Consider the following 21,522-nt stretch of genomic DNA (forward strand, 5'->3'; position numbering starts at 1 on the left):
TCAAGTCAGCTGCCATGGTTGATCATCGTCCGGATCTTGTTGGCCAGGAGATCGAGGGTGAACGGCTTGGCAACCATGTCCATGCCTTGCTCGAGGAACCCCTGGCGCTCGGTGGCTTTCTGCGCATAACCGGTCATGAACAGGACTTTCAAATCAGGCCGGTGCTGACGGGCGATTTCAGCCAGCTGCCGGCCGTTCATGCCTGGCAGGCCGACATCGGTCACCAGCAGGTCGATGCGCTGCCCGGATTCCAGCAACAGCAGAGCCTGCCGGCCGTCCTCGGCTTCGAGGGCGGTGTAGCCCAAGGTGGCCAGCAGGTCGAGCACGAGCATGCGCACCGCCGGTTCGTCTTCGACCAGCAACACGGTTTCCCCGGCAATGGCCGGCGGCGCGTCCGTGGCCGCCGGCGCTGCGGGTTGTTCGGTCGCGGCAACGCGCAGCCGCGGCAAGTACAGCTGCACCCGCGTGCCTTGGCCTGGCACGCTGTCCAGGCTCAGGTGTCCGCCAGACTGCTGGGCAAAGCCGTAGATCATCGAAAGACCGAGGCCGGTGCCCTGGCCGATGGGTTTGGTGGTGAAGAACGGATCGAAGGCCTTGGCCAGCACGGCGGGAGTCATGCCGCTGCCGTTGTCGCGCACGGCGATCATCACGTAATCCCCGGCCTTGACCGGTTCCAGTGTGCTGATGTCGCTGCCGTCGAGGTAGACGTTGGCGGTTTCGATGGTCAACTCGCCGCCGTCGGGCATCGCGTCCCTGGCGTTGATCACCAGGTTGAGCAGGGCGTTTTCCAGTTGGCTGGCATCGGTACTGACCGGCCACAGCTCGTCGGCCAGTTCAAGCCGCAGCACGATGTGATCGCCGGTGGTACGGCTCAACAGGTCTTCGAGTGAGCGCACCAGGCCATTGGCGTCCAAGGGTTTGCGGTCCAGCGACTGGCGCCGGGAAAAGGCCAGCAGGCGATGGGTCAGGGCCGCGGCACGGTTGGCCGAGGAGATGGCCGCTTCGGTAAACCGGCCTATCTCGGCGGCGCGGCCCGAGGCGATGTAGCGCTGCATCAGGTCCAGGCTGCCGAGAATACCGGTGAGCATATTATTGAAGTCATGGGCAATGCCGCCGGTGAGCTGGCCCACCGCTTCCATTTTCTGCGCATGGCGCAGCGCTTCTTCGGCGCGTTCGCGCTCGAACATCTCGCTTTGCAGGCGATGGTTGGCCTCGGCCAGTTGCTGGGTGCGGGCAATTACCCGTTCCTCCAGCGTTTCGTTGAGATTACGCAGTGCTTCTTCGGTTTTCTTGCGCTCGGTTTCGTCGATCACGAAGATGTAGAAACCGTTCACCGCGCCGTCACTGCCATGGCGCGGCAGGTAGTTGATCAATGCATGCCGTGGCCGGCCATCGCGATGGGCCGACTGCACGGTGAAACTGCACGGCTTGCCCGCCAGGGCGCCGGCGATCTGTTCGGCGCGCGCCGCGTACGCTTCGTCGCCGATGACCTCGCGAATGGTCTTGCCGTACAGCTCCTGCGGGGTCAGCCCGTACCAGTTCAGGTAGGCGCTGTTGTTCAGGCGGAAACGCTCTTCGCGATCGACATAGCTGATCAGCACCGGCATGGCGTTGATGATCAGTTGCAGCTCGGTCTGGCTCTGGCGCAGGGCGTGCTCGGTGCGCTTGCGCTCGGTCAGGTCCAGCGCCGCGCCAAGGAAGCGCTTGGGCCGGCCGTGGCGATCCTTGTAGCAGCGCCCGCGCACGAATACCCAGCGCAGTTCACCGTCGGGCTGCAGCAGCCGGTACTCCTCGGCATATTCGGTGCCGTGGGTGATGCAATGCTTGATGCTGCGCGCGACCATCGCCCGGTCTTCGGGGTGCACGCCTTCCAGGTACGCGCTGATCGGCAGTTGCCGCGACAGGCTCGGATCGACGCCATGCAGCAGGGCGAAATGCGCATCGGCGATGAAGCGGTCTTCGCTGATGTCCCAGTCCCAGGTCCCCAGTGCATCGGTGGCCGCCAGCGCCAGTTGCAAGCGCTCCTCGCTTTCCTGCTGGGCCTTGAGGCTGGCCTCGGAACGCCGCTCGAATTCCTGGGCCAGCCGGCGTCTTTCGCTCGTCTCGATGGCCGTGACCAGGATGCCGGCGACACTGGCGCTTTCGTCGTGTATCGGGCTGTAGGTCAGGTCGAGCCACACGTCACAGAGGCGGCCACTGAAGGGCATGCGCCACCGTTTGTCGCGGCAGGCGTACATGCGCCCTTGCAACACGCTGTGATAAATCCCCTCGGTCTCGCCCCGAAGTTCAGGCCAGGCCGTGTGGGTGGGCTGGCCGAAGGCCCTGGGGTGCTTGTCGCCGACCAGCCGGGCATAGGCGTCGTTGTACAGATGGGTCAGCTGCGGCCCCCACAGCACGGCCATCGGCATGGGCGAGTGGAGCATGATGTCCACGGCGGTGCGCAGGCTCTGTGGCCAGGTATCGATGGCGCCCAAGGGGCTGGCGGTCCAGTCCTGACGGGCGATCAATTGCTGTGTGTCGCTGCCGGCGGGTATTGCATTCATCACGGGAGTCCCTGGATGTTCATATCGATGCGGCGGCTTCTACTATCCTCTGGAGAAGGTAAGCGCGGGTTGATCTGAAGTTTTTCTGGCTCGGGCCAACGTGTCCATTGAAGTTTGCGGAAGTTTTTCAGGCTATGGAAATTGATCCCTTGTTACGCATCCTGGCAAGCCAGGACGGTTCCGACCTCTACATGTCCACCGGTGCACCGCCCTGCGCGCGTTTTGAAGGTGTGCTCAAGCCGCTGAGCAACCAGGCGTTCAAGGTAGGCGACATCGCCGGGCTCGCCGAGTCATTGATGGACGCCGAACAGCGCCTTGAGTTCGATCGGGAACTGGAAATGAACCTGGCGATTTCCCTGGCCGGTGTCGGGCGGTTCCGGGTCAACATCTTCAAACAGCGCAACGACGTGTCCATGGTGATACGCAACGTCAAGCTGGACATCCCGCGCTTCGAAGACCTGAAGCTGCCCAAGGTGCTGCTGGAAACCATCATGCAGAAGCAGGGGCTGATGTTGTTCGTCGGTGCGACGGGCTCGGGCAAGTCGACCTCCCTGGCGGCGCTGATCGATTACCGCAACCGCAACAGCAGCGGCCACATCATCACCATCGAGGACCCGGTGGAGTATATCCATCGGCATAAGAAATCGATCGTCAACCAGCGGGAAGTCGGGGTGGACACGCGCAGTTTTCATGCCGCGCTCAAGAATACCTTGCGCCAGGCGCCGGACGTGGTGCTGATCGGCGAAATCCGCGACCGGGAAACCATGGAGCATGCCCTGGCCTTTGCCGACACCGGCCATCTGGTGATTTCGACCCTGCATGCCCACAACGCCAACCAGGCCCTGGACCGGGTGATCAATTTTTTCCCGGAAGAACGCCGGGCGCAACTGCTGCACGACTTGGGCAACAACCTCAAGGCGTTTGTTTCCCAGCGCCTGGTGCGCACCCGCGGCGGTCAGCGGCGGGCGGCGGTGGAGGTGATGCTGGGCTCGCCGACGGTGGCCGACCTGATCCGGCGCAACGAACTGGGCGAGCTCAAGGGCATCATGGAAAAGTCCGAGGAACTGGGCATGCAAACGTTCGACCAGGCATTGTTCAACCTGGTGGTCGAAGGCGCCATTGATGAGGAAGAAGCGCTGAAAAATGCCGATTCGGCAAACAACCTGCGTTTGCGCTTGAAGCTGCATGCGGAGACGGGGGCCGCGCCGCCGGCCGATCCGCCGGCGGGGGAGTGGGGACTGATGGATTGAGTCCGGTTTCAGGGAGCCGCGTTATCGTTCTTCGCGAGCAGGCTCGCTCCCACAGGGATCTGCAATTCAGTGTGGGAGCGAGCCTGCTCGCGAAGCGGTACTGAAGCCAGCAAATAACCAGCGGTCAAGTCGCTAGCTCCGGCCGTCCGCGAAACTGCTCCAACGCCTCGGGATTGGCCAGCGCATCGGTGTTCTTCACCGCCTCGCCATGCACCACGTTACGCACGGCCAGTTCCACCACTTTTCCGCTGATCGTGCGCGGAATGTCGCTGACCGCGAGGATTTTCGCCGGTACATGGCGCGGCGTCGTGTTAGCGCGGATGACCTGGCGAATCTTCTGCTCCAGGGTATCGTCCAGCACGACGCCATCACGCAGGCGCACGAACAGCACCACTCGTACGTCACCCTGCCATTGCTGGCCAATGGCGACGCTGTCGAGGACCTCTTCGACTTTTTCCACCTGCCGATAGATTTCCGCCGTGCCAATGCGCACGCCACCGGGGTTGAGCACCGCGTCGGAGCGTCCGTGGATCAGCAAGCCGCCGTGGGCCAGTTCTTCGGCGTAGTCCCCCTGGGCCCACACTCCGGGAAACTGGCTGAAATAGGAGGCGCGAAGTTTATCCTGGCGCGGGTCGTTCCAGAGCCCGATGGGCATCGCCGGAAAATGCCGGGTGCAGACCAGCTCGCCTTTCTCGCCGATCACCGCCTCGCCGGCCTCGTTCCAGACCTGCACCGCCATGCCCAGGCTCTTGCCCTGCATCTCGCCCCGGCGCACGGCGGACAGCGGGTTGCCGTTGATGAAACAGGAGACGATATCGGTACCGCCGGACATCGAGGCCAGGCAAACGTCGGCCTTGAAGTCGCGGTAAACGTAATCGTAGCTGTGGGGCGCCAGGGCCGAGCCGGTGGACAGGAGGGTCTTGAGGCTGCCCAGGTCATGGCTCTGGCGTGGCTGGATGCCTTGGCTTTCCAGGGCGGCGAGGTATTTCGGGCTGGTGCCGAACACGCTGATGCGCTGTTGGTCGATCAGGTCGAGCAGGCGTTCGGGACCAGGGTGAAACGGCGAGCCGTCATACAGCACCACCGAGCTGCCCACCGCCAGGGCCGAGACCAGCCAATTCCACATCATCCAGCCGCAGGTGGTGTAGTAGAACAGCCGATCCCCGGGGCCGAGATCGACGTGCAGGCCATGTTCCTTCATATGCTGCAGCAGCACGCCGCCGGTACTGTGGACGATGCACTTCGGTACGCCGGTGGTGCCGCTGGAGTAGAGGATATACAACGGATGATCGAACGGCACGCTGGCGAACTCCGGCTCGCCACCGCTTTGATAAAAGTCCTCCCACAGCGCAACGCCGGCCTGGGTCTTGAAATCCTCGACGCGAGCATCGGGTCGGGCGTAAGGCAGCACGATCAACTGTTGCAGGGACGGCAGCCGCGCAAGGATCTCGTTCACCTTCGGGCGCTGGTCGATGACCTTGCCGGCATAACGATAACCGGCACAGGTAATCAAAACCTTGGGCTCGATCTGGCCGAACCGGTCGATGACGCCCTGGGTGCCGAAATCCGGCGATGAGCACGACCAGATCGCCCCCAGGCTCGTCGTGGCGAGCATGCCCACCAGCGTCTGCCAGGTGTTGGGCATGCAGGCGGCGACCCGGTCGCCCTGGGTCACGCCGGCGGCTTGCAGGCTTTTCTGCAGGCCGGCGACATGGGCGGCGAGTTCGGCCCAGGTCAGCGTTTGCTCAGTGCCGTCTTCATCGACGGCAACCACTGCCACGGTGTTATCGCGACGGCGCAGCAGATGTTCGGCGAAACTCAGCGTGGCCCCCGGGAACCAGCGTGCGCTGGGCATATGCGGGCCTTCCACCAGCACTGCGGTGGGGCGCTGGTGAAAACGGATGTCGAAGAAGTCCACGATGGCCTGCCAGAAAGCTTCGCGCTGGTCGATGCTCCACGCGTGCAGGGCCGGGTAATCGTTCAGCTGCAGCGAGTGCCGTTCGTTGACGAACCGGCGCAAGGCGTCCATGCGCGACCGGGCGATGCGTTCGGGGCTGGGCTGCCAGAGGATGTCGGACATGGGGTGCCTCTTGTTTTTCCGGGGCTTGCGAACATTGCAGCACACGGCGTTATTTATGGCGAGAAGCGCTTCTGTGGTGAGGGAGCTTGCTCCCGCTGGACTGCGAAGCAGGCCCCAATAGGCGGCCGCTACGCAGCCGAGCGGGAGCAAGCTCCCTCGCCACGGGGATCGCGGAGGGTTATTGCGCCAACCACCCTCCATCAACATTCCACGCCGCGCCGCGCACCTGGCTGCCGGCTTCGCTGCAAAGGAACAGCACCAGTTCACCCAGCTGCGGCGGGGTGACGAATTCCAGGGACGGTTGCTTCTCGGCCAACAGGTCGTGCTGGGCCTGTTGCGGGTCGACGCCGCTGGCGATGCGGTCGTCGATCTGTTTCTGCACCAGTGGCGTCAGCACCCAGCCTGGGCAGATTGCATTGCAGGTCACGTTGCTGGTAGCGGTTTCCAGGCCAACCACCTTGGTCAGCCCGATCACCCCGTGCTTCGCGGCGACGTAGGCGGCCTTGCCCACCGAGCCGACCTGACCATGCACCGAGGCGACGTTGACGATCCGTCCCCAGCCCTTGGCGCGCATGCCCGGCAGGCTCAGGCGAGTGGCGTGGAACACCGAGGACAGGTTGATGGCAATGATCGAATCCCAGCGCTCCACCGGGAACTCCTCGACCGCGGCCACGTGCTGGATCCCGGCGTTGTTCACCAGGATGTCCACGCCGCCGAAATCGCGCTCGGCGTAGGAGAGCATGTCGGCAATCTGTGCCGGGTCGCTGACATCGGCCGGATGATGGCCGACCTTGCCACCGAACTGCTTGACTTCGGTGACCGCCGCCGAGGCATCGCCGAAGCCATTGAGGATCAGGTTGGCGCCGGCCTTGGCCAGGCTCAGGGCGATGCCCAGGCCGATGCCGCTGGTGGAGCCGGTGACCAGGGCAGTCTTGCCCGAAAGAAATGTCGTCATGGAAACCTCACACAATGCCAGTGGCGTAGAACACACCGATCACGAAGAACACCGCGAGGGTCTTGATCAGCGTAATGCAGAAAATGTCTTTGTAGGCTTCACGGTGGGTCAGGCCGGTGACGGCCAGCAAGGTGATCACCGCGCCGTTGTGAGGCAGGGTGTCCATGCCGCCGCTGGCCATGGCGGCCACCCGGTGCAGTACTTCCAGGGGAATGTTGGCGGCGTGGGCGGCACTGATGAAGGTTTCGGACATCGCCGCCAGGGCGATGCTCATGCCCCCCGACGCGGAACCGGTGATGCCGGCCAGCAGCGTTACGGTGACTGCTTCGTTGACCAGCGGATCGGGAATGTTCTTGAGCCAGTCGGCCAGCACCAGAAAGCCCGGCAACGAGGCGATCACCGCACCGAAACCGTATTCCGAAGCGGTGTTCATCGCCGCGAGCAGGGCACCGCCCACCGCGCTCTTGCTACCTTCGGCCAGTTTGCTGCGAATCGCGCGGAAGCCGAACAGCAGCACCATGACAATACCCACCAGCAAGGCGGCCTGTACCGCCCAGATCGCGGTGAGCTTGGCGATGTCGCTGGTCACCGGTGTCGCCATGCCCGGCAGCGCCAGGCTATGCGTCTTGCCGTACCACTGCGGGATCCACTGGGTAAACAGCAGGTTCATGATCCCCACCGCCAGCAGCGGCGAAACGGCGATCCACGGGTTGGGCAGCTTGATGTCCTCAGCGGTTTCCGGCTCGTTGCGCAGTTCGGTGCCATAACCTTCACCGGCGCGTTGGGCCTTGTTGCGCTGGCGCTGCAAAAACAGCATGCCGAAGCAGAAGACGAAGATCGTTCCGATCACGCCCAGCCACGGCGCGGCCCAGGCGGTGGTGTTGAAAAAGGTGCTGGGGATGATGTTCTGGATCTGCGGCGTGCCGGGCAGGGCGTCCATGGTGAACGAGAATGCGCCGAGGGCGATGGTGGCCGGAATTAGCCGCTTGGGGATATTGCTCTGGCGGAACATCTCCGCGGCGAACGGGTACACCGCGAACACCACGACGAACAGCGACACGCCGCCATAGGTCAGCAACGCGCAGACCAGCACGATCACCAGCATGGCCTGGCGTGTGCCCAGCAGGCGAATCGCCGCGGCGACGATGGAGCGGGAGAAACCCGACAACTCGATCAGCTTGCCAAACACCGCGCCAAGCAGGAACACCGGGAAATAGAGTTTGATGAAACCGACCATCTTGTCCATGAACACTCCGGTGAATGCAGGAGCGACGGCGGATGGATCGGTAAGCAGGACCGCGCCGAGGGCGGCGATCGGGGCAAAGAGGATGACGCTGTAGCCACGGTAGGCGGCAACCATCAGCAGCGTGAGGGCTGCCAAGGCAATGATCACACTCATGGTGTGTCTCCTGGGATTGTTATTGTTGTGGGTGATGCTTTGAGGAGGGCTATAGCGATATTTGTGCCAGACGGCTAAGTAGCTGATAGATAAGGATAAATTTTGTTATTGCAGAGCGGGGTAGAAGGAAGAGTCTCTATTTTGAGATTTATGTCGGATAGGCTGGCCTCATCGCGAGCAAGCTCGCTCCCACATTTGATCGCGTACTTGAAGGAAAACATGGACTCCTGTGGGAGCGAGCTTGCTCGCGATGAGCGCAAAGCGCTCTGATATTGCTAGTCTAAGAATGGAGAAGAGGGTCTCTTTATTGAGACTCCGCAATCCCCAGCGCCACCATCTTCTTGTACAACGTCGACCTTCCCAGCCCCAACCGCTCGGCCGCCTCGACTACCTTGCCATCGCATTGCGCGAGGGTGGTTTCGATCAAGTGTCGGTCAAATCGAGCCCGGGCCTGGCTGAAGGTTTCCTGCGCCAATGACGGCTCCAGGGTCGGGTCTGTCGTGCGCTCAACCGGGATGAAAGTGCCGATGGCCGCGCGGATGTCAGCTGCGCTGAGCATCAGGTCGTCGCTGAGCAACGCGGCTCGTTCCAGCACGTTGCGCAATTCCCGAATGTTGCCCGGCCAGGCGTGTTGGCCCAGCAGATCGAGAGCGTCGCGGTGCAGTTCGTGCTGGCTGCGCAACTCTTCGAGGATCGCCTCACTCAGTGCCGGCAGATCATCCAGGCGCTCGCGCAGCGGCGGGACCTGGATCGGCAGCACGTTGAGACGGTAATAGAGGTCGGCGCGGAACTCGCCGCGCTTGATTGCCGCTTCAAGATCGGTGGAGGTCGCGGCAATGATCCGCACATCGCTCTGCAACACCTCGTTGGAGCCGACCGGTTCGTATTCTTTCTCCTGGAGCACCCGCAGCAGTTTGCTTTGCAGCGGTAGCGGCATGTCGCCGATCTCGTCGAGGAACAGCGTGCCGCCTTGGGCGATCTGCAGTTTGCCGGCGCGGCCCTTGCGGTCGGCGCCGGTGAAAGCGCCTGGCGCGGTGCCGAAGAACTCGGCCTCGAGCAGCGATTCGGGGATGGCAGCGCTGTTGATGCTGACAAAGGCCTTGTGCGCCCGCGGTGAAGCACTATGGATCGCTTGGGCCAGCAACTCCTTGCCGGTACCGGTTTCGCCAAGCAACAGCACCGGTGAATCGGTGCTGGCGCTGCGTCGGGCGCGGCGCTTGACCTCCAGGCCGGCGCTGCTGGTGCCGATGAAGTGGGCAAAGTTGTACTTGGTCTGCCGCGCCCGCAGCAACGAGCGGGTGGAGGCCAGTTCTTCCTGCATGCTCAGATAGCGCTTGAGCATCGGCGACAGGCTGCGCAACTCATCGAACAGGGCAAAACCGATGGCGCCGATCACCGCGCCGGCGTTGTCGTGGATCGGCAGGCGCATCACCACCAGCGGTTCCTTGGGCGTGTCCTGCATGTCCAGCAGGATCGGCCGTCCGGTGCGCACCACCTCACGCAGCAAGCTGCCGGGGATCACGCTTTCGCAGGCGCGGCCGATGGCTTCCTGCGCCGAATTCAGGCCGAAACGACGGGCGTAGCGCTCGTTCATCCAGACGATATTCGCATCGCGATCGACAATGACCGTGCCTTCGCTGGACTGCTCGATGATCTCGAACAGCGAGCGGATCGCCAGCGTGCGTACGCGCTTGTAGTCCTTGAGGCTTTCGGTGGGATTCATCAGGCATTCCAAAAAGAGGTGGGCTTGCCGGCACCCTCGGATGAGTCGCGGCATTATGCCTGATCAAACTCGGCGTTCTGTAGTGGGGCCAAGCCGGTGGAGAGGGCTGTTTTTACCGCCAGAATTGCCACAGGAAAAGCTGTACGTATGAAATACTCTGTACATGTTTTTAGGCCCGTTCGCGACTGTACTGGATGATCCATGAATAAATTCAACCCTCGCAAACTCAAGCTTTCCAAGTGGACCGCCTGCCAGCCCGTCCATCGGGAAAAGCATTTTCTCGTCACCCAATTGCTCTGCGACGAACAGGATTGCCCCGTTCAGGTCGAGTTGCAGGCGGTGTATAGCGGACGGGTTGCCGTGCTGGACTGGCGTGATCTGACCGACAGCGAACGGTGGAAAATCGGTTGGCATTGAGTCTTGGACAGGTGAGCGAATTTTCCCTCAGAAATTGTACATATAAAAAATTATGTACAGCTTTTGCGGCGATGATGGCTTAATAGTGCCTCTGCAGAAAAGGCATTCCGCCTTTCAGACGGCTACGGCCAAGCACTCATGTCACCGGGAGCGGCACCCATGTTCATTCGCACTCGCAAACATCAGGACGTCTTGCACGAGACCCAGGGCGCACTGGCCTCTCTCGAAGCCGAGCGGGCGGCTTTCCACCAATCGATGGCGATCGTCGAGTTCGCGCCTTCAGGCGAAATACTTGGCGCCAACGCGCTGTTTCTGAACATGACCGGCTACGTGCTGGATGACATCCTCGGCAAGCATCACCGGATATTCTGCGCGCCTGAGTACGCCGGCAGCCGCGAATATGCGGTGTTATGGCAGCAACTGGCGCAGGGTGAGGGTAGCGAACAGCAGCACCTTCATCTGGCACGCGATGGCCTGGGGTCGTGGGTGCAGGCCAGCTACATTCCTGTGCGTGATCAGCGCGCCAGGGTCGAACGCATCATCCAGGTCAGCCGCGACATCAACGATCGCGTGCTACGGGCTCAGGCGGAGTCGAGTTTCATGCAGGCGATCGATCGCTCCATGGCGGTGATCGAGTTCGATCTGGGCGGTCATGTCATCAATGCCAACGTCAACTTCCAGAAGGTCATGGGTTATGGCCTGGAGGAGGTTCGCGGCCAGCACCATCGGATTTTCTGCGAACCCGGCGAAGTTCAAGGCGAAGCCTATCGCGATTTCTGGGCTGGACTGAACCGTGGCGAATACAAGAGCGGGCTTTTCCAGCGCGTCGACAGGCACGGCAACACAGTCTGGCTGCAGGCCACCTATAACCCGCTCTATGATGCCCAGGGCCATTTGTACGGGGTGGTCAAGTTTGCCACCGACGGCACGCGTGAAGTCGAGCAACGCCAATCCGAATCAAAGGCGGCGCAGTTGGCCTTCGAGACGTCCCGGCAGACGGATGAGCACACCCAGTTGGGCACCGCCGTCGTGCAGCAGACCGTGACCGTAGTGCAAAGCATCGCCGATGAACTGCAACAGGTCGCTACCGGGATCAGCGCTCTCAGCGCGCAGTCCGAAGAGATCGGCAACATTGTCGATGCTATCCGGGGAATCGCGGAACAGACCAACCTGCTTGCGCTCAATGCGGCCATCGAGGCCGCTCGTGCCGGTGAGCAGGGGCGCGGCTTCGCGGTGGTTGCCGATGAAGTGCGCAATCTGGCCCGGCGTACCAGCCAGGCAACCGTTGCCATTACCGAAGTCGTCGGCAAGAACCGCGACCTGGCCAGGCAGGCGGTGGGCAGCATGCAATCGAGTACCGCCAAGGCCGAGCAAGGCGTGAAGCTGGCGAACCAGGCCGGCACCGTCATCCTCGACATCCACCGGGGCGCGAAGCAGGTGGTGGAGGTCATGGGCGAATTCGCCCAGACCCTGGACCAGCGCCGCGAAGCCTGATCGGGTCAGGCTTATCCCGGATGGGCCGCCGCCAGCAGCTCCCGGGTATAAGGGTGTCGGGGCGAGTCGAATACGTCGTGGCTGGCGCCTTGCTCGACGACCTTGCCGTCCTTGATCACGATCATGTCATGGGCCAGGGCTCGCACGACCGCCAGGTCGTGGCTGATGAACAGGTAGGTCAGGCCGTGTTTTTCCTGGAGCTGGCGGAGCAGGGCGACCACTTGTTTCTGCACCGTGCGATCCAGCGCCGAAGTCGGTTCGTCCAGCAGGATCAGCGCGGGCTTGAGCACCAGCGCCCGGGCGATGGCGATGCGCTGGCGCTGGCCGCCGGAAAACTCGTGCGGGTAACGATGCCGGCTCTGCGGGTCGAGGCCGACTTCCTTGAGCGCCTGGATCACCTGGGATTCGCATTGCTCGGCGCTGGACCTGCTGTGCACCTCCAGACCTTCGCTGATGATCTGCTGCACCGACATTCGCGGGCTGAGGCTGCCAAACGGGTCCTGGAAGACGATCTGCATCTGCTTGCGCCAGGGCCGCAGTTCTTTCTGCGACAGCTGATCAAGGGCTGCGCCGCTAAAACGGATGCTGCCTTCGGATTCGATCAACCGCAGGATCGCCTGGCCGAGCGTGGACTTGCCGGAACCGGATTCGCCAACAATGCCCAGGGTCTTGCCGCGCTGGATGCTCAGGCTGATGCCATCCACGGCGCGCAGGTATTGCTTGCGCCGCAACAGCCCGCCACCGATGGGGAAGCTGACCCGCAAATCCTCGACCTGCAACACGTCTTCGCGCTCGTCCCGGGGCAGGGCTTCGCCTTCCGGCTCGGCGTGCAGCAGTTCGCAGCTGTAGGGGTGTTGCGGTGCGCTGAACAACGTTTCGCAAGGCGCCTGCTCGACGATTTCTCCCGCCTTCATCACGCACACCCGCTGGGCGATGCTGCGCACCAGGTTGAGGTCATGGCTGATCAGCAGCAGGGACATGCCGAGCCGCTGCTGCAATGACTTGAGCAGCAGGAGAATCTTGCGCTGGACCGTCACGTCCAGGGCGGTGGTCGGCTCGTCGGCAATCAGCAACTCCGGTTCGCAGGCCAGGGCCATGGCAATCATGACCCGCTGGCGCTGACCGCCCGAGAGTTGGTGGGGATAGGCCTTGAGCCGTTCGGCCGGGTTCTGGATACCCACCAGGTCGAGCAGTTCCAGGATCCGCTGGCGCGCCGCTTTGCCGCCCAGTCCCCTGTGCAGCATCAATGTCTCGCCAATCTGTTTTTCGACGCTGTGCAATGGATTCAGCGACGTCATCGGCTCCTGGAAAATCATTGCGATCCGATTGCCGCGCAACTCGCGCAAGGTCTTGGCCTCGGCGCCCACCAGTTCCTGGTCTCGATAACGAATGCTGCCGGTGGTGCGTGCGCCGCTGTCGGTCAGCAATTGCAGAATCGAGTGAGCCGTCACCGACTTGCCTGAGCCGGATTCGCCCACCAGGGCCAGGCATTCGCCAGGGCGGATATCCAGGCACAGGTCGCGCACTACCGGCTGGTCGTTGAAGGCCACGTTCAGGTTGCGGATTTCGATCAGGTTGTCGCTCATCTAAAAGCTCCGCTTCAAGACCGGGGATCAAAGGCGTCGCGCAACGCCTCGCCAATGAACACCAGCAGCGACAGAATCAGTGCCAGGGTGAAGAACGCCGTCAATCCCAGCCACGGCGCTTGCAGGTTCTGTTTGCCCTGGGCGATCAACTCACCCAGGGACGCACTGCCGGCCGGCATGCCGAAGCCGAGAAAGTCCAGGGCCGTCAGCGTGGATATCGCGCCGGTGAGGATGAACGGCAGGTAGCTCAAGGTCGCGTTCATGGCGTTGGGCAGGATGTGTCGCACGATCACCTTGCGGTCGGTCAGGCCCAAGGCCCGTGCCGCTTTCACGTACTCCAGGTTGCGCCCGCGCAAGAACTCGGCGCGCACCACGTCCACCAGCGCCAGCCAGGAGAACAGCGCCATGATCCCCAGCAGCCACCAGAAATTCGGTTCCACGAAACCGGACAGGATGATCAGCAGATAGAGCACCGGCAACCCGGACCAGACTTCCAGCAACCGTTGCCCGAGCAGATCCACCCAGCCGCCGTAATAACCCTGCAAGGCGCCGGCGGTAATTCCGATCAGCGCGCTGATGGCGGTCAAGGCCAGGGCGAACAGGATCGACACCCGTGCGCCGAAGATCACCCGCGCCAGCACATCACGGGCCTGATCATCGGTGCCCAGCCAGTTGACCGTCGACGGCGGGCTTGGCGCCGGCTGGTTGAGGTCGTAGTTGGGCGTGTCGTCGCTGAAAGGAATGGGCGGGAAGAGCAGCCAGCCGCCATCCTTGTGAATCAGGTTCTGTACATAGTTGCTGCGATAGTCGGCCTGGAACGGCAACTGACCGCCAAATTCCTGCTCGGTGTAGCGCTTGAAAACCGGGAAGTACAGCGAGCCCTGATAGCTCACCACCCATGGTTTGTCGTTGGCGATCAGTTCACCGCCCAGGGTCAGGGCGAACAGGCCGATGAACAGCCACAGCGACCACCAGCCACGACGGTTTTTCTTGAAGCGCTCGAAACGCCGCCGGCCCAAGGGCGAGAACTTGAACATCAGGCGTTCCTCGCGGCGAAGTCGATACGCGGGTCCACCAGCGTGTAGCAGAGGTCACCGATGAGCTTTATCAGCAGGCCGAACAGGGTGAAGATGAACAGCGAGCCGAACACCACCGGATAATCTCGGGACACGGCAGCTTCATAACTCATGCGCCCCAGGCCATCGAGGGAGAAAATGACCTCGATCAGCAACGAGCCGGCGAAGAACACGCTGATGAATGCCTGGGGAATGCCCGAGACCACCAGCAGCATCGCGTTGCGAAACACGTGGCCGTACAACACGCGCCGTTCGCTCATGCCTTTGGCCCGTGCCGTCACCACGTACTGACGGGTGATTTCGTTGAGAAACGAATTTTTGGTCAGGATCGTCAGGGTGGCAAAGCCGCCGATGACCAGCGACGTGACGGGCAGCACCAGATGCCAGAAGTAATCGGCGATCTTGCCCAGCGTCGATAGCGATTCGAAGTTGTCCGACACCAGCCCGCGCACCGGGAACCAATTGAGGGACGTGCCGCCGGCGAACATGACGATCAGGAACATGGCGAACAGGAAAGCCGGCATCGCATAGCCGATGATGATCGCGGTGCTGCTCCACACGTCGAATGCCGAACCGTGGTGCACGGCCTTGCGAATGCCCAGCGGAATCGACACCAGGTAAGTGATCAGCGTCGCCCACAGCCCGAGGGAAATGGTCACCGGCATTTTTTCCAGGATCAGGTCGGTGACCGTGGCGCCGCGGAAAAAGCTCTTGCCGAAATCCAGGCGGGCATAGCTGGTGAGCATCAGCCACAGGCGTTCGTGGGCGGGCTTGTCGAAACCGTACTGTTTCTCGATGTCCTTGATCAGTTGCGGGTCCAGGCCACGGCTGGCGCGCGAGCTGCCGGCCATGGCATTACCCGAGCTGCCGACGCTGGCGCCGCCGATACCTTGCAGGTGGGCGATGGCCTGTTCGACCGGCCCGCCCGGTGCGGCCTGCACGATCACAAAGTTCACCAGCAGAATGATCACCAGCGTCGGGATGATCAGCAGCAGGCGCCGTGCAATATAAGCCCACATCAGTGATGCCCTCCGGGTGCGCTGCGCTTGATGCGTTCGGCGGTCATCTGTTCGTTGGTCAACGGCGTGGTGCTGACTTCCCACCAGCTTTCGATGGCTTCGTCATTGCTGGCCTGGACCTTCGGCATGCCGAAGCGATTCCACCACACGGTCGAGCTGCCGGGTGGGTAATAGTTGGGGATCCAGTAGTAATTCCATTGCAGTACCCGGTCCAGGGCGTGGGCATGGCGGAGCATGTCGCTCTGGGTGGTGGCCTTGACCAGGCCGTCGATGAGGGCATCCACGGCTGGGTTCTGCAGGGCCATGTAGTTGTTTGCGCCCGGATCATTGGCGGCCGCCGAGCCGAAATAATTGTAGAGTTCCATGCCGGGCGAGGTGCTCACGGGGTAACCGGTGATGATCATGTCGTAATCGCGACTCATCAGCCGGTTGACGTACTGGGACGAGTCGATGCGCCGGATGCTCATGTCGATGCCAATCTGCGCCAGGGTCCGCTTGTAGGGCAGCAACAGACGGTCGATACCGTTCTGGGTATTCAGGAACGTGAAGCTCAGGGGCTCGCCTTCGGCATTCACCAACCGGTCGCCGTGAGGCTTCCAGCCGGCCTGTTCGAGCAGCGCCAGGGCTTGCAGCTGTTTGTCACGGATCACGCCGCTGCCGTCGGTTTTCGGCGCCTCGAATACCTGCGTGAACACCTCTTCCGGGACTTTGCCGCGCAACGGTTCGAGGATCGCCAGTTCCGCCGCATCGGGGAGTTGCCGGGCGGCGAGGTCGGTGTTGGAAAAGAAACTCTGCTGACGCACATAGGCATTGCGCATCATCTGGCGATTGCTCCATTCGAAATCCCAGAGCATGGCCAGCGCCTGGCGTACGCGGCGGTCCTGGAACTGCGGGCGTTGCAGGTTGAACACGAAGCCCTGTGCCGGCTGCGGCGCGTCTGCGGCGAGGTGGGCCTTTTGCAGGCGACCGTCGCGCAGGGCCGGGCTGTCGTAGCCGATGGCAAAACCGGTGGCGGAAAATTCGCGGTTGTAGTCGTAGGCGCCGCCACGCAGGACCTGTCGGGCCACGTCGGTATCGCCGAAATATTCAATGCTGAAATGGTCGAAATTATACAAGCCGCGACTGACCGGCAGATCCTTGCCCCACCAGTCCGCATTGCGTTCGAAAGTGATGCTGCGACCCGAGTCGACTTTGCTCACCCGGTACGGACCACTGCCCAGTGGGGCTTCGTAGCCGCCGCCATTGGCGAAGTCGCGGGTTTTCCACCAGTGCTCGGGAAACACCGGCAGGGTGGCAACATCCAATGGTAGCGTGCGGTTTTCGTTGTTCTTGAAATCAAAACGAACGCTGCGAGGCGATTCCACCACGACGCCTTTGACTGCGGCGAATTGTGTGCGGTAGCGCAGGCTGCCCTGGGTCATCAGCAGCTCGAAGCTGTAGCGCACGTCCTCGGCGGTAATGGGTTTGCCGTCGGCGAAGCGGGCCTTGGGGTTCAGGTAGAAGCGCAGCGACAGGCCATCCTCGGCCCGTTCCATCTTCTCGGCCACCAGGCCGTAGACGGTGTAGGGCTCGTCCAGCGAACGCTGGGCCAGCGGCGAATAGAGCATGCCGTCGACCTGGCTGACACCGATGCCTTTGTCTATATAGGGCAGGATATGGTCGAAATGACCGATCTCGATGGCCGAGCGGCGCATCGTGCCGCCCTTGGGGGCCTGGGGATTGGCATAGGCAAAGTGGCCGAAGCCTTCGGCGTATTTGGCCGGCTCGCCATAAACAGTCAGGGCATGTTGGGGGGCGGCGCTCACACCTGCGGCGCCTGTTAGCAGGACCACGGCAGTGAGTAGCCAGGAGGGAAACGCCAGTCGCATTGTCAGCCTTAGAGCCGGGTGATCGATGATCATGATTTGTACGCGAGCGGCGCGCTCATCGCCAGCCCCTCGCATCACGCAAACATGACGGCCCACCAAAGGGCGGGCCGTCATGTCGATAAACCGGGATCAGTCCTGGCGGCTGGTGACTTCCAGCAGGTGATAGCCAAACTGGGTCTTGACCGGGCCCTGGACCACATTGATCGGTGCGCTGAACACCACGGTGTCGAACTCCTTGACCATCTGGCCTGGACCGAACGAGCCCAGGTCACCGCCTTGACGGCTGGACGGGCAGCTGGAGTTCGCCTTGGCGATCTCGGCGAAGTCAGCGCCGGCTTCGATCTGGGCCTTGAGTTCGTTACACTTGTCTTCGCTGGATACCAGGATGTGGCGGGCAGTGGCTTTGGCCATGGGAATCTCCTTCAGTGTTTTCAAAACGTCCAGCCTACCGGAATCAGTAGGGCTTTGTTGTCAAAAATGCGACGTGTCGATCAGAGTCCGACGATTCGCAAACGCTCGGCGTGCCTTATATAGAGCGCTAGCGGGTCCGTTCCCTTGCGGTGCCCACTGGCGTTCGCGTGATTAATGGCGTGCAAGTGGTCCAGTGGGTAATCGGAGCGAATGACCTTGCCCAGGTGGGAACTGAAGCGCCCGACGATGCCATCGTTCTGTCCGGCTTCGGTAATGAAGTATTCGGAAAAGGCCCGGCAGAAATCATGCAGCGGACCTGCTGCACCGCAGGCTTCGCCAGGGGTGTCTTGCAGCGTGCCGCTCCAGGAGTAGTAGCGAACGCCGTTGACCAGGTGCGGCCCGTTGCCGCCCCAGTTTCGGGGCAGGCCCTGGGGGTATCGGTCGTTGAACGCGCCCACGCGTTCAGTCGTCAGTGCCGCCAGCGCCGCGATGGCATTCTGTGGAAGCCGAGTTTGGCCGCTGAGTGCCGAGATGAAGTCGGCGAAGAGTGTTGCGACCCGGTTCGCTACATGCTCCGGCAATCGCCCGGGGGTCAGGGCCTTGCGCAGGAAGTCGGCCAGTTCCGAGCCCTGGTTGGGGCCGCTGACCGACGTGACCGAGGCGACTCGTTCGGGGGCGGTTGCCGCTGCATAACGTGCCGCCAGCGCACCTTGACCATGCCCGATCAGGTTGACCCGGGTGGAGCCGGTTCCTTCCAGGACCCGGTCGATCTGCGTCAGCAATTGTTCGCCGCGGGCTTCATTGCAATGGGTAGCCGACAGATACGGGATGAAGACCCGCGCGCCGGCGGTGCGCAAAGCCTGTTTGACGTTCTGAAAGAGCCCGAAGGCGCCGATCCTGTCGAACCCGAACAACCCATGGACCAGCAGGATAGGAAAGTGAGTGTTTGCATTCCGTTGCATGTTCGTACCTTTTTCGAAGAGGTTCACCTGGATTTGCCGCCACCACTCTAATGCAGGCTACAAGCGAGCGGTGTAGGACCAAACCGCGGTAAGCCAGGGAAACTGGAATAGAAAAAGCAGGAAGATTCACCTGTAAGGCGGACGATGCCCAAGGTTCCGGGACACTTCCGATAGTCGTCGCGGCAGGCAGCTACAACACTTGGCGCAACAGCCCACCGAGCGTGGTCGACTTGTCTGACTGCGCATTTGCGGCGGCCGGGTTCCAATGTCTTCACCGGCGTCATGATGTGAATGGCGCCTTCTCCAAAGGACTGGAACATGAAAATGAAGACTTACCCATCGACGCAGGAGAGCAGCGACCCATGCTGCGCGAGGCTGCCAGCGCCCTTACTGGCGAAGGCCAGGGGAGGCGTGGTGGATCCGGCCTGGAACAAGGCCGTGATCACGATCAAGCCGTATCCGACGATGACGAGTGGTGATGAAGTGCGGCTGCGTTGGCATGGGCTCAATAATGAAGGCGACCCCTACCGGCATGAAACCAGCAGGTTTATTACCGAACGGCAGGTTGGACGGGACGTGGTTTTTGTCGTTCGTGAACCGCATATCGCCGAGCTCGACGGAGGTTCGCTGGAGATCTCCTACCAGGTAGCCGGAAAGTGGGTCCCCGGCGTGCTGGGGTCGCAAGCCCTGCAACTTGAAGTCGGCGACAGGCCCGAGCTGCTGTTGCCGCCGATTGCCGATGATGCGGTGGGTGGCAGCCTCGATCCCGCCCGGGTGCCGGAAGGCGCGCGGGTGACCATTCGGCCTTATTCGAGGATGGCGGTCGGTGGTCGGCTGGCCTTGAGTGTCAGCCAGGATTCGAAGACGCTTTGGCATGACGTGCTGCACATCGAGGAGCATGTATTGGGGCGTGAAGTGTCATTCTGGATCGATTATTCGCACCTGGCCCCGTATGTCGGCCACCGGTTGAGCCTGGGCTATGTTGTCAGACATGGCCGCTCGGCACGCCAGTCCGAGTCTTTGTCGGTGCATATCGGCCCGTTGGTGCGCCCTGCGCTGAAGGCGCCCCAGGTCGCGGCGCTGAACGAAGGAGGGCTCGATATCGAAACGCTGCAAGGCCCGGTGACGGTGGTCATCGATGGCACCGGACTGGCGGCGGGCGAATGGGTCGGCCTGCAATGCAACGGGACCTATACCCATGTGCAGGAGCGGGAAATCACCGAGGCGATGGTCGGCCAACCGCTGGTCTTCGAGGTGCCGGCTGCGTATTGGCATGAACAGCGAAACAGGTCGGTGCAACTATTTTATCAGGTGGAACGACTGGACGATGTCAGCCAGCGGTCTGTCGAGATCATTATCGAGGTGCGTACCCGGACGCCTGGTTGAGCGAGGCCCTCCGCTCACGGAGGGCCTGTCGGGCGGGGTCAGGCCTGCAATCGCAACGAGTGATCGGCCTGGCGCAGCAGTTGCTCGGTGGCCTCCCAGCCAAGGCATCCATCGGTCACCGACACGCCGTAGCGCATCGTCGGCCCCAATGGTTGGCAACCCTCAAACAGATGGCTTTCCAGCATCATGCCAATGAGCGCGCGGTTTCCTTGCAGACGCTGTTCCAATACGTCATTGAACACCTGCGGCTGGCGCAACGGGTCCTTGCCGCTGTTGGCATGGCTGCAATCGACCATGATCCGGGCCGGAATCTTGAGGCGGGTGAGGTCGTCGTGTATCTGCGCCACGCTCTGGCGATCATAGTTCGGCCCGCGATGGCCGCCGCGCAGCACCAGGTGAGTGTCAGGGTTGCCCTGGGTCTGGACGATCGCCGGGTGCCCCTGGCTGTCAACGCCGAAATGCCGGTGAGGGTGGGCGGCGGAGCGCATGGCGTCGCAGGCGATGCCGACCCCGCCGTCCGTGCCGTTCTTGAAACCGACCGGCATGCCGAGGCCACTGGCCATTTCCCGGTGAATCTGCGATTCCGTGGTCCGGGCACCGATGGCGACCCAGCTGAGCAGGTCGTCGAAGTAGCCAGCGGCCATGGGCTGCAGCAATTCAGTGGCGACCGGCAGGCCGAGTCGCAGCATCTCATGCATCAGCTCCCGGGACAGGTTCAAGCCGGCAGCCATGTCGTCACTGCCGTCCAGATCGGGGTCGTAGGCCAGGCCTTTCCAACCGATGGTGGTGCGGGGCTTCTCGACATAGGCGCGCATGACCAGCAGCATGCTGTCGTCCACTTCGCGGGCGAGGCGCGCCAGGTTGGCGGCGTATTCAAGCGCAGACTCAGGATCGTGGATCGAGCAGGGGCCAACGACGACCAGCAGGCGGGAGTCCTCGCCGTCGAGGATCGCACGCACCGCTTGGCGATGGGTTTCGACCTGTTGGCTCAGCGCAGTGGCGAGCGGCAATTGCTGTTTGAGCTGCAGAGCACTTGGCAGACGCAGGGTCAGCGCTTCATTGGCAGGCGTGAGGGTGGACAGTGGCAAAGCAGAAACGGACGAATTCATGATCTGGCTTCCTGGGCGAGCAGCGGGTTCGTTCCCGCGCGCCGGCCCTATTGGGGTGTTCGACAATTGGCCGTGATGGCCGGCAATGAAGGCATGCCACCGGTAGGTGACCGATCGGAGGCGGCAGGCTGTCCCGAGCGGTGGCTGGTAAATCGCCAGGCGGCAAAACTGTCGTAACGGTAATAAGTGGCGTAGTTCATGGTTCGATCCTCAAGTTGTCTGGTGCTGCAATTGTCTGGGCCTG

15 protein-coding genes and 2 pseudogenes are annotated in these 21,522 nt (G+C 62.3%); 5 read left to right on the forward strand and 12 right to left on the reverse strand.

Features of this window, described 5'->3' with window-relative positions; all coding sequences use genetic code 11:
• Positions 1 to 5: 5 nt before the first annotated feature.
• Positions 6 to 2,543: a PAS domain S-box protein gene (locus J3P97_RS10790; protein WP_434603977.1), complete on the reverse strand. Its 2,538-nt coding sequence runs from the start codon at positions 2,541 to 2,543 to the stop codon at positions 6 to 8.
• A 134-nt stretch (positions 2,544 to 2,677) separates the two neighbouring features.
• Here J3P97_RS10790 and J3P97_RS10795 point away from each other — a divergent pair, with 134 nt between their 5' ends.
• Positions 2,678 to 3,793 (forward strand): PilT/PilU family type 4a pilus ATPase, encoded by a 1,116-nt coding sequence (locus J3P97_RS10795; RefSeq protein ID WP_305495301.1) that lies wholly within the window; start codon positions 2,678 to 2,680, stop codon positions 3,791 to 3,793.
• Between the two features lie 124 nt (positions 3,794 to 3,917).
• On the opposite strand, the gene J3P97_RS10800 is transcribed toward J3P97_RS10795, so the two are convergent.
• The 4 genes from J3P97_RS10800 to J3P97_RS10815 form a co-directional block, all read right to left on the reverse strand.
• Positions 3,918 to 5,873, reverse strand: coding sequence for an acetoacetate--CoA ligase (locus tag J3P97_RS10800; protein WP_434674113.1), 1,956 nt, complete (start codon positions 5,871 to 5,873; stop codon positions 3,918 to 3,920).
• A gap of 178 nt (positions 5,874 to 6,051) precedes the next feature.
• Positions 6,052 to 6,828: a 3-hydroxybutyrate dehydrogenase gene (locus J3P97_RS10805; RefSeq protein WP_434674114.1), complete on the reverse strand. Its 777-nt coding sequence runs from the start codon at positions 6,826 to 6,828 to the stop codon at positions 6,052 to 6,054.
• 7 nt (positions 6,829 to 6,835) lie between these two features.
• Entirely contained in the window at positions 6,836 to 8,227 is a 1,392-nt protein-coding gene (locus J3P97_RS10810) for a GntP family permease (protein ID WP_305495295.1), read from the reverse strand.
• A 304-nt stretch (positions 8,228 to 8,531) separates the two neighbouring features.
• Positions 8,532 to 9,950 carry a sigma-54 interaction domain-containing protein gene (locus J3P97_RS10815; RefSeq protein WP_434568877.1) on the reverse strand — a complete coding sequence of 473 codons (1,419 nt, stop codon included), beginning with the start codon at positions 9,948 to 9,950 and terminating at the stop codon, positions 8,532 to 8,534.
• 201 nt (positions 9,951 to 10,151) lie between these two features.
• On the opposite strand from J3P97_RS10815, the gene J3P97_RS10820 reads away from it, so the two are divergent.
• The 3 genes and pseudogenes from J3P97_RS10820 to J3P97_RS10830 form a co-directional block, all read left to right on the forward strand.
• Positions 10,152 to 10,367, forward strand: coding sequence for a TIGR02450 family Trp-rich protein (locus J3P97_RS10820; protein ID WP_434568876.1), 216 nt, complete (start codon positions 10,152 to 10,154; stop codon positions 10,365 to 10,367).
• A gap of 255 nt (positions 10,368 to 10,622) precedes the next feature.
• Positions 10,623 to 11,258, forward strand: a pseudogene (locus tag J3P97_RS10825) (PAS domain-containing protein); the annotation flags it as partial.
• A gap of 156 nt (positions 11,259 to 11,414) precedes the next feature.
• Positions 11,415 to 11,861: pseudogene (locus J3P97_RS10830) on the forward strand (methyl-accepting chemotaxis protein); the annotation flags it as partial.
• A gap of 11 nt (positions 11,862 to 11,872) precedes the next feature.
• Here J3P97_RS10830 and J3P97_RS10835 read toward each other — a convergent pair.
• The 6 genes from J3P97_RS10835 to J3P97_RS10860 form a co-directional block, all read right to left on the reverse strand.
• Positions 11,873 to 13,447, reverse strand: coding sequence for an ABC transporter ATP-binding protein (locus tag J3P97_RS10835; RefSeq protein ID WP_434674115.1), 1,575 nt, complete (start codon positions 13,445 to 13,447; stop codon positions 11,873 to 11,875).
• Positions 13,448 to 13,461: 14 nt separating this feature from the next.
• Positions 13,462 to 14,484, reverse strand: coding sequence for an ABC transporter permease (locus J3P97_RS10840; RefSeq protein ID WP_434674116.1), 1,023 nt, complete (start codon positions 14,482 to 14,484; stop codon positions 13,462 to 13,464).
• Positions 14,484 to 15,542 carry a microcin C ABC transporter permease YejB gene (locus J3P97_RS10845; protein ID WP_434568873.1) on the reverse strand — a complete coding sequence of 353 codons (1,059 nt, stop codon included), beginning with the start codon at positions 15,540 to 15,542 and terminating at the stop codon, positions 14,484 to 14,486. The genes J3P97_RS10840 and J3P97_RS10845 overlap by 1 nt, the downstream gene beginning before the upstream one ends.
• The gene (locus J3P97_RS10850) at positions 15,542 to 17,410 is read right to left on the reverse strand and encodes an extracellular solute-binding protein (protein WP_434674537.1); all 1,869 of its coding nucleotides are present in this window, start codon (positions 17,408 to 17,410) and stop codon (positions 15,542 to 15,544) included. Before J3P97_RS10850 ends, J3P97_RS10845 begins: the two co-directional genes overlap by 1 nt.
• A gap of 129 nt (positions 17,411 to 17,539) precedes the next feature.
• Entirely contained in the window at positions 17,540 to 17,821 is a 282-nt protein-coding gene (locus tag J3P97_RS10855) for a peptidylprolyl isomerase (protein ID WP_434568872.1), read from the reverse strand.
• Between the two features lie 80 nt (positions 17,822 to 17,901).
• On the reverse strand, positions 17,902 to 18,783 hold the full coding sequence (locus J3P97_RS10860) for an esterase/lipase family protein (protein WP_434674117.1): 882 nt from the start codon (positions 18,781 to 18,783) through the stop codon (positions 17,902 to 17,904).
• A gap of 318 nt (positions 18,784 to 19,101) precedes the next feature.
• On the opposite strand from J3P97_RS10860, the gene J3P97_RS10865 reads away from it, so the two are divergent.
• The gene (locus J3P97_RS10865) at positions 19,102 to 20,169 is read left to right on the forward strand and encodes a hypothetical protein (protein ID WP_434674118.1); all 1,068 of its coding nucleotides are present in this window, start codon (positions 19,102 to 19,104) and stop codon (positions 20,167 to 20,169) included.
• 38 nt (positions 20,170 to 20,207) lie between these two features.
• On the opposite strand, the gene J3P97_RS10870 is transcribed toward J3P97_RS10865, so the two are convergent.
• Positions 20,208 to 21,278, reverse strand: a complete 1,071-nt coding sequence (locus tag J3P97_RS10870; RefSeq protein WP_434674119.1) for a 3-deoxy-7-phosphoheptulonate synthase — start codon at positions 21,276 to 21,278, stop codon at positions 20,208 to 20,210.
• Positions 21,279 to 21,522: the final 244 nt, after the last annotated feature.

Source organism: Pseudomonas sp. R1-15, assembly GCF_051132085.1.
Taxonomy (GTDB): domain Bacteria; phylum Pseudomonadota; class Gammaproteobacteria; order Pseudomonadales; family Pseudomonadaceae; genus Aquipseudomonas.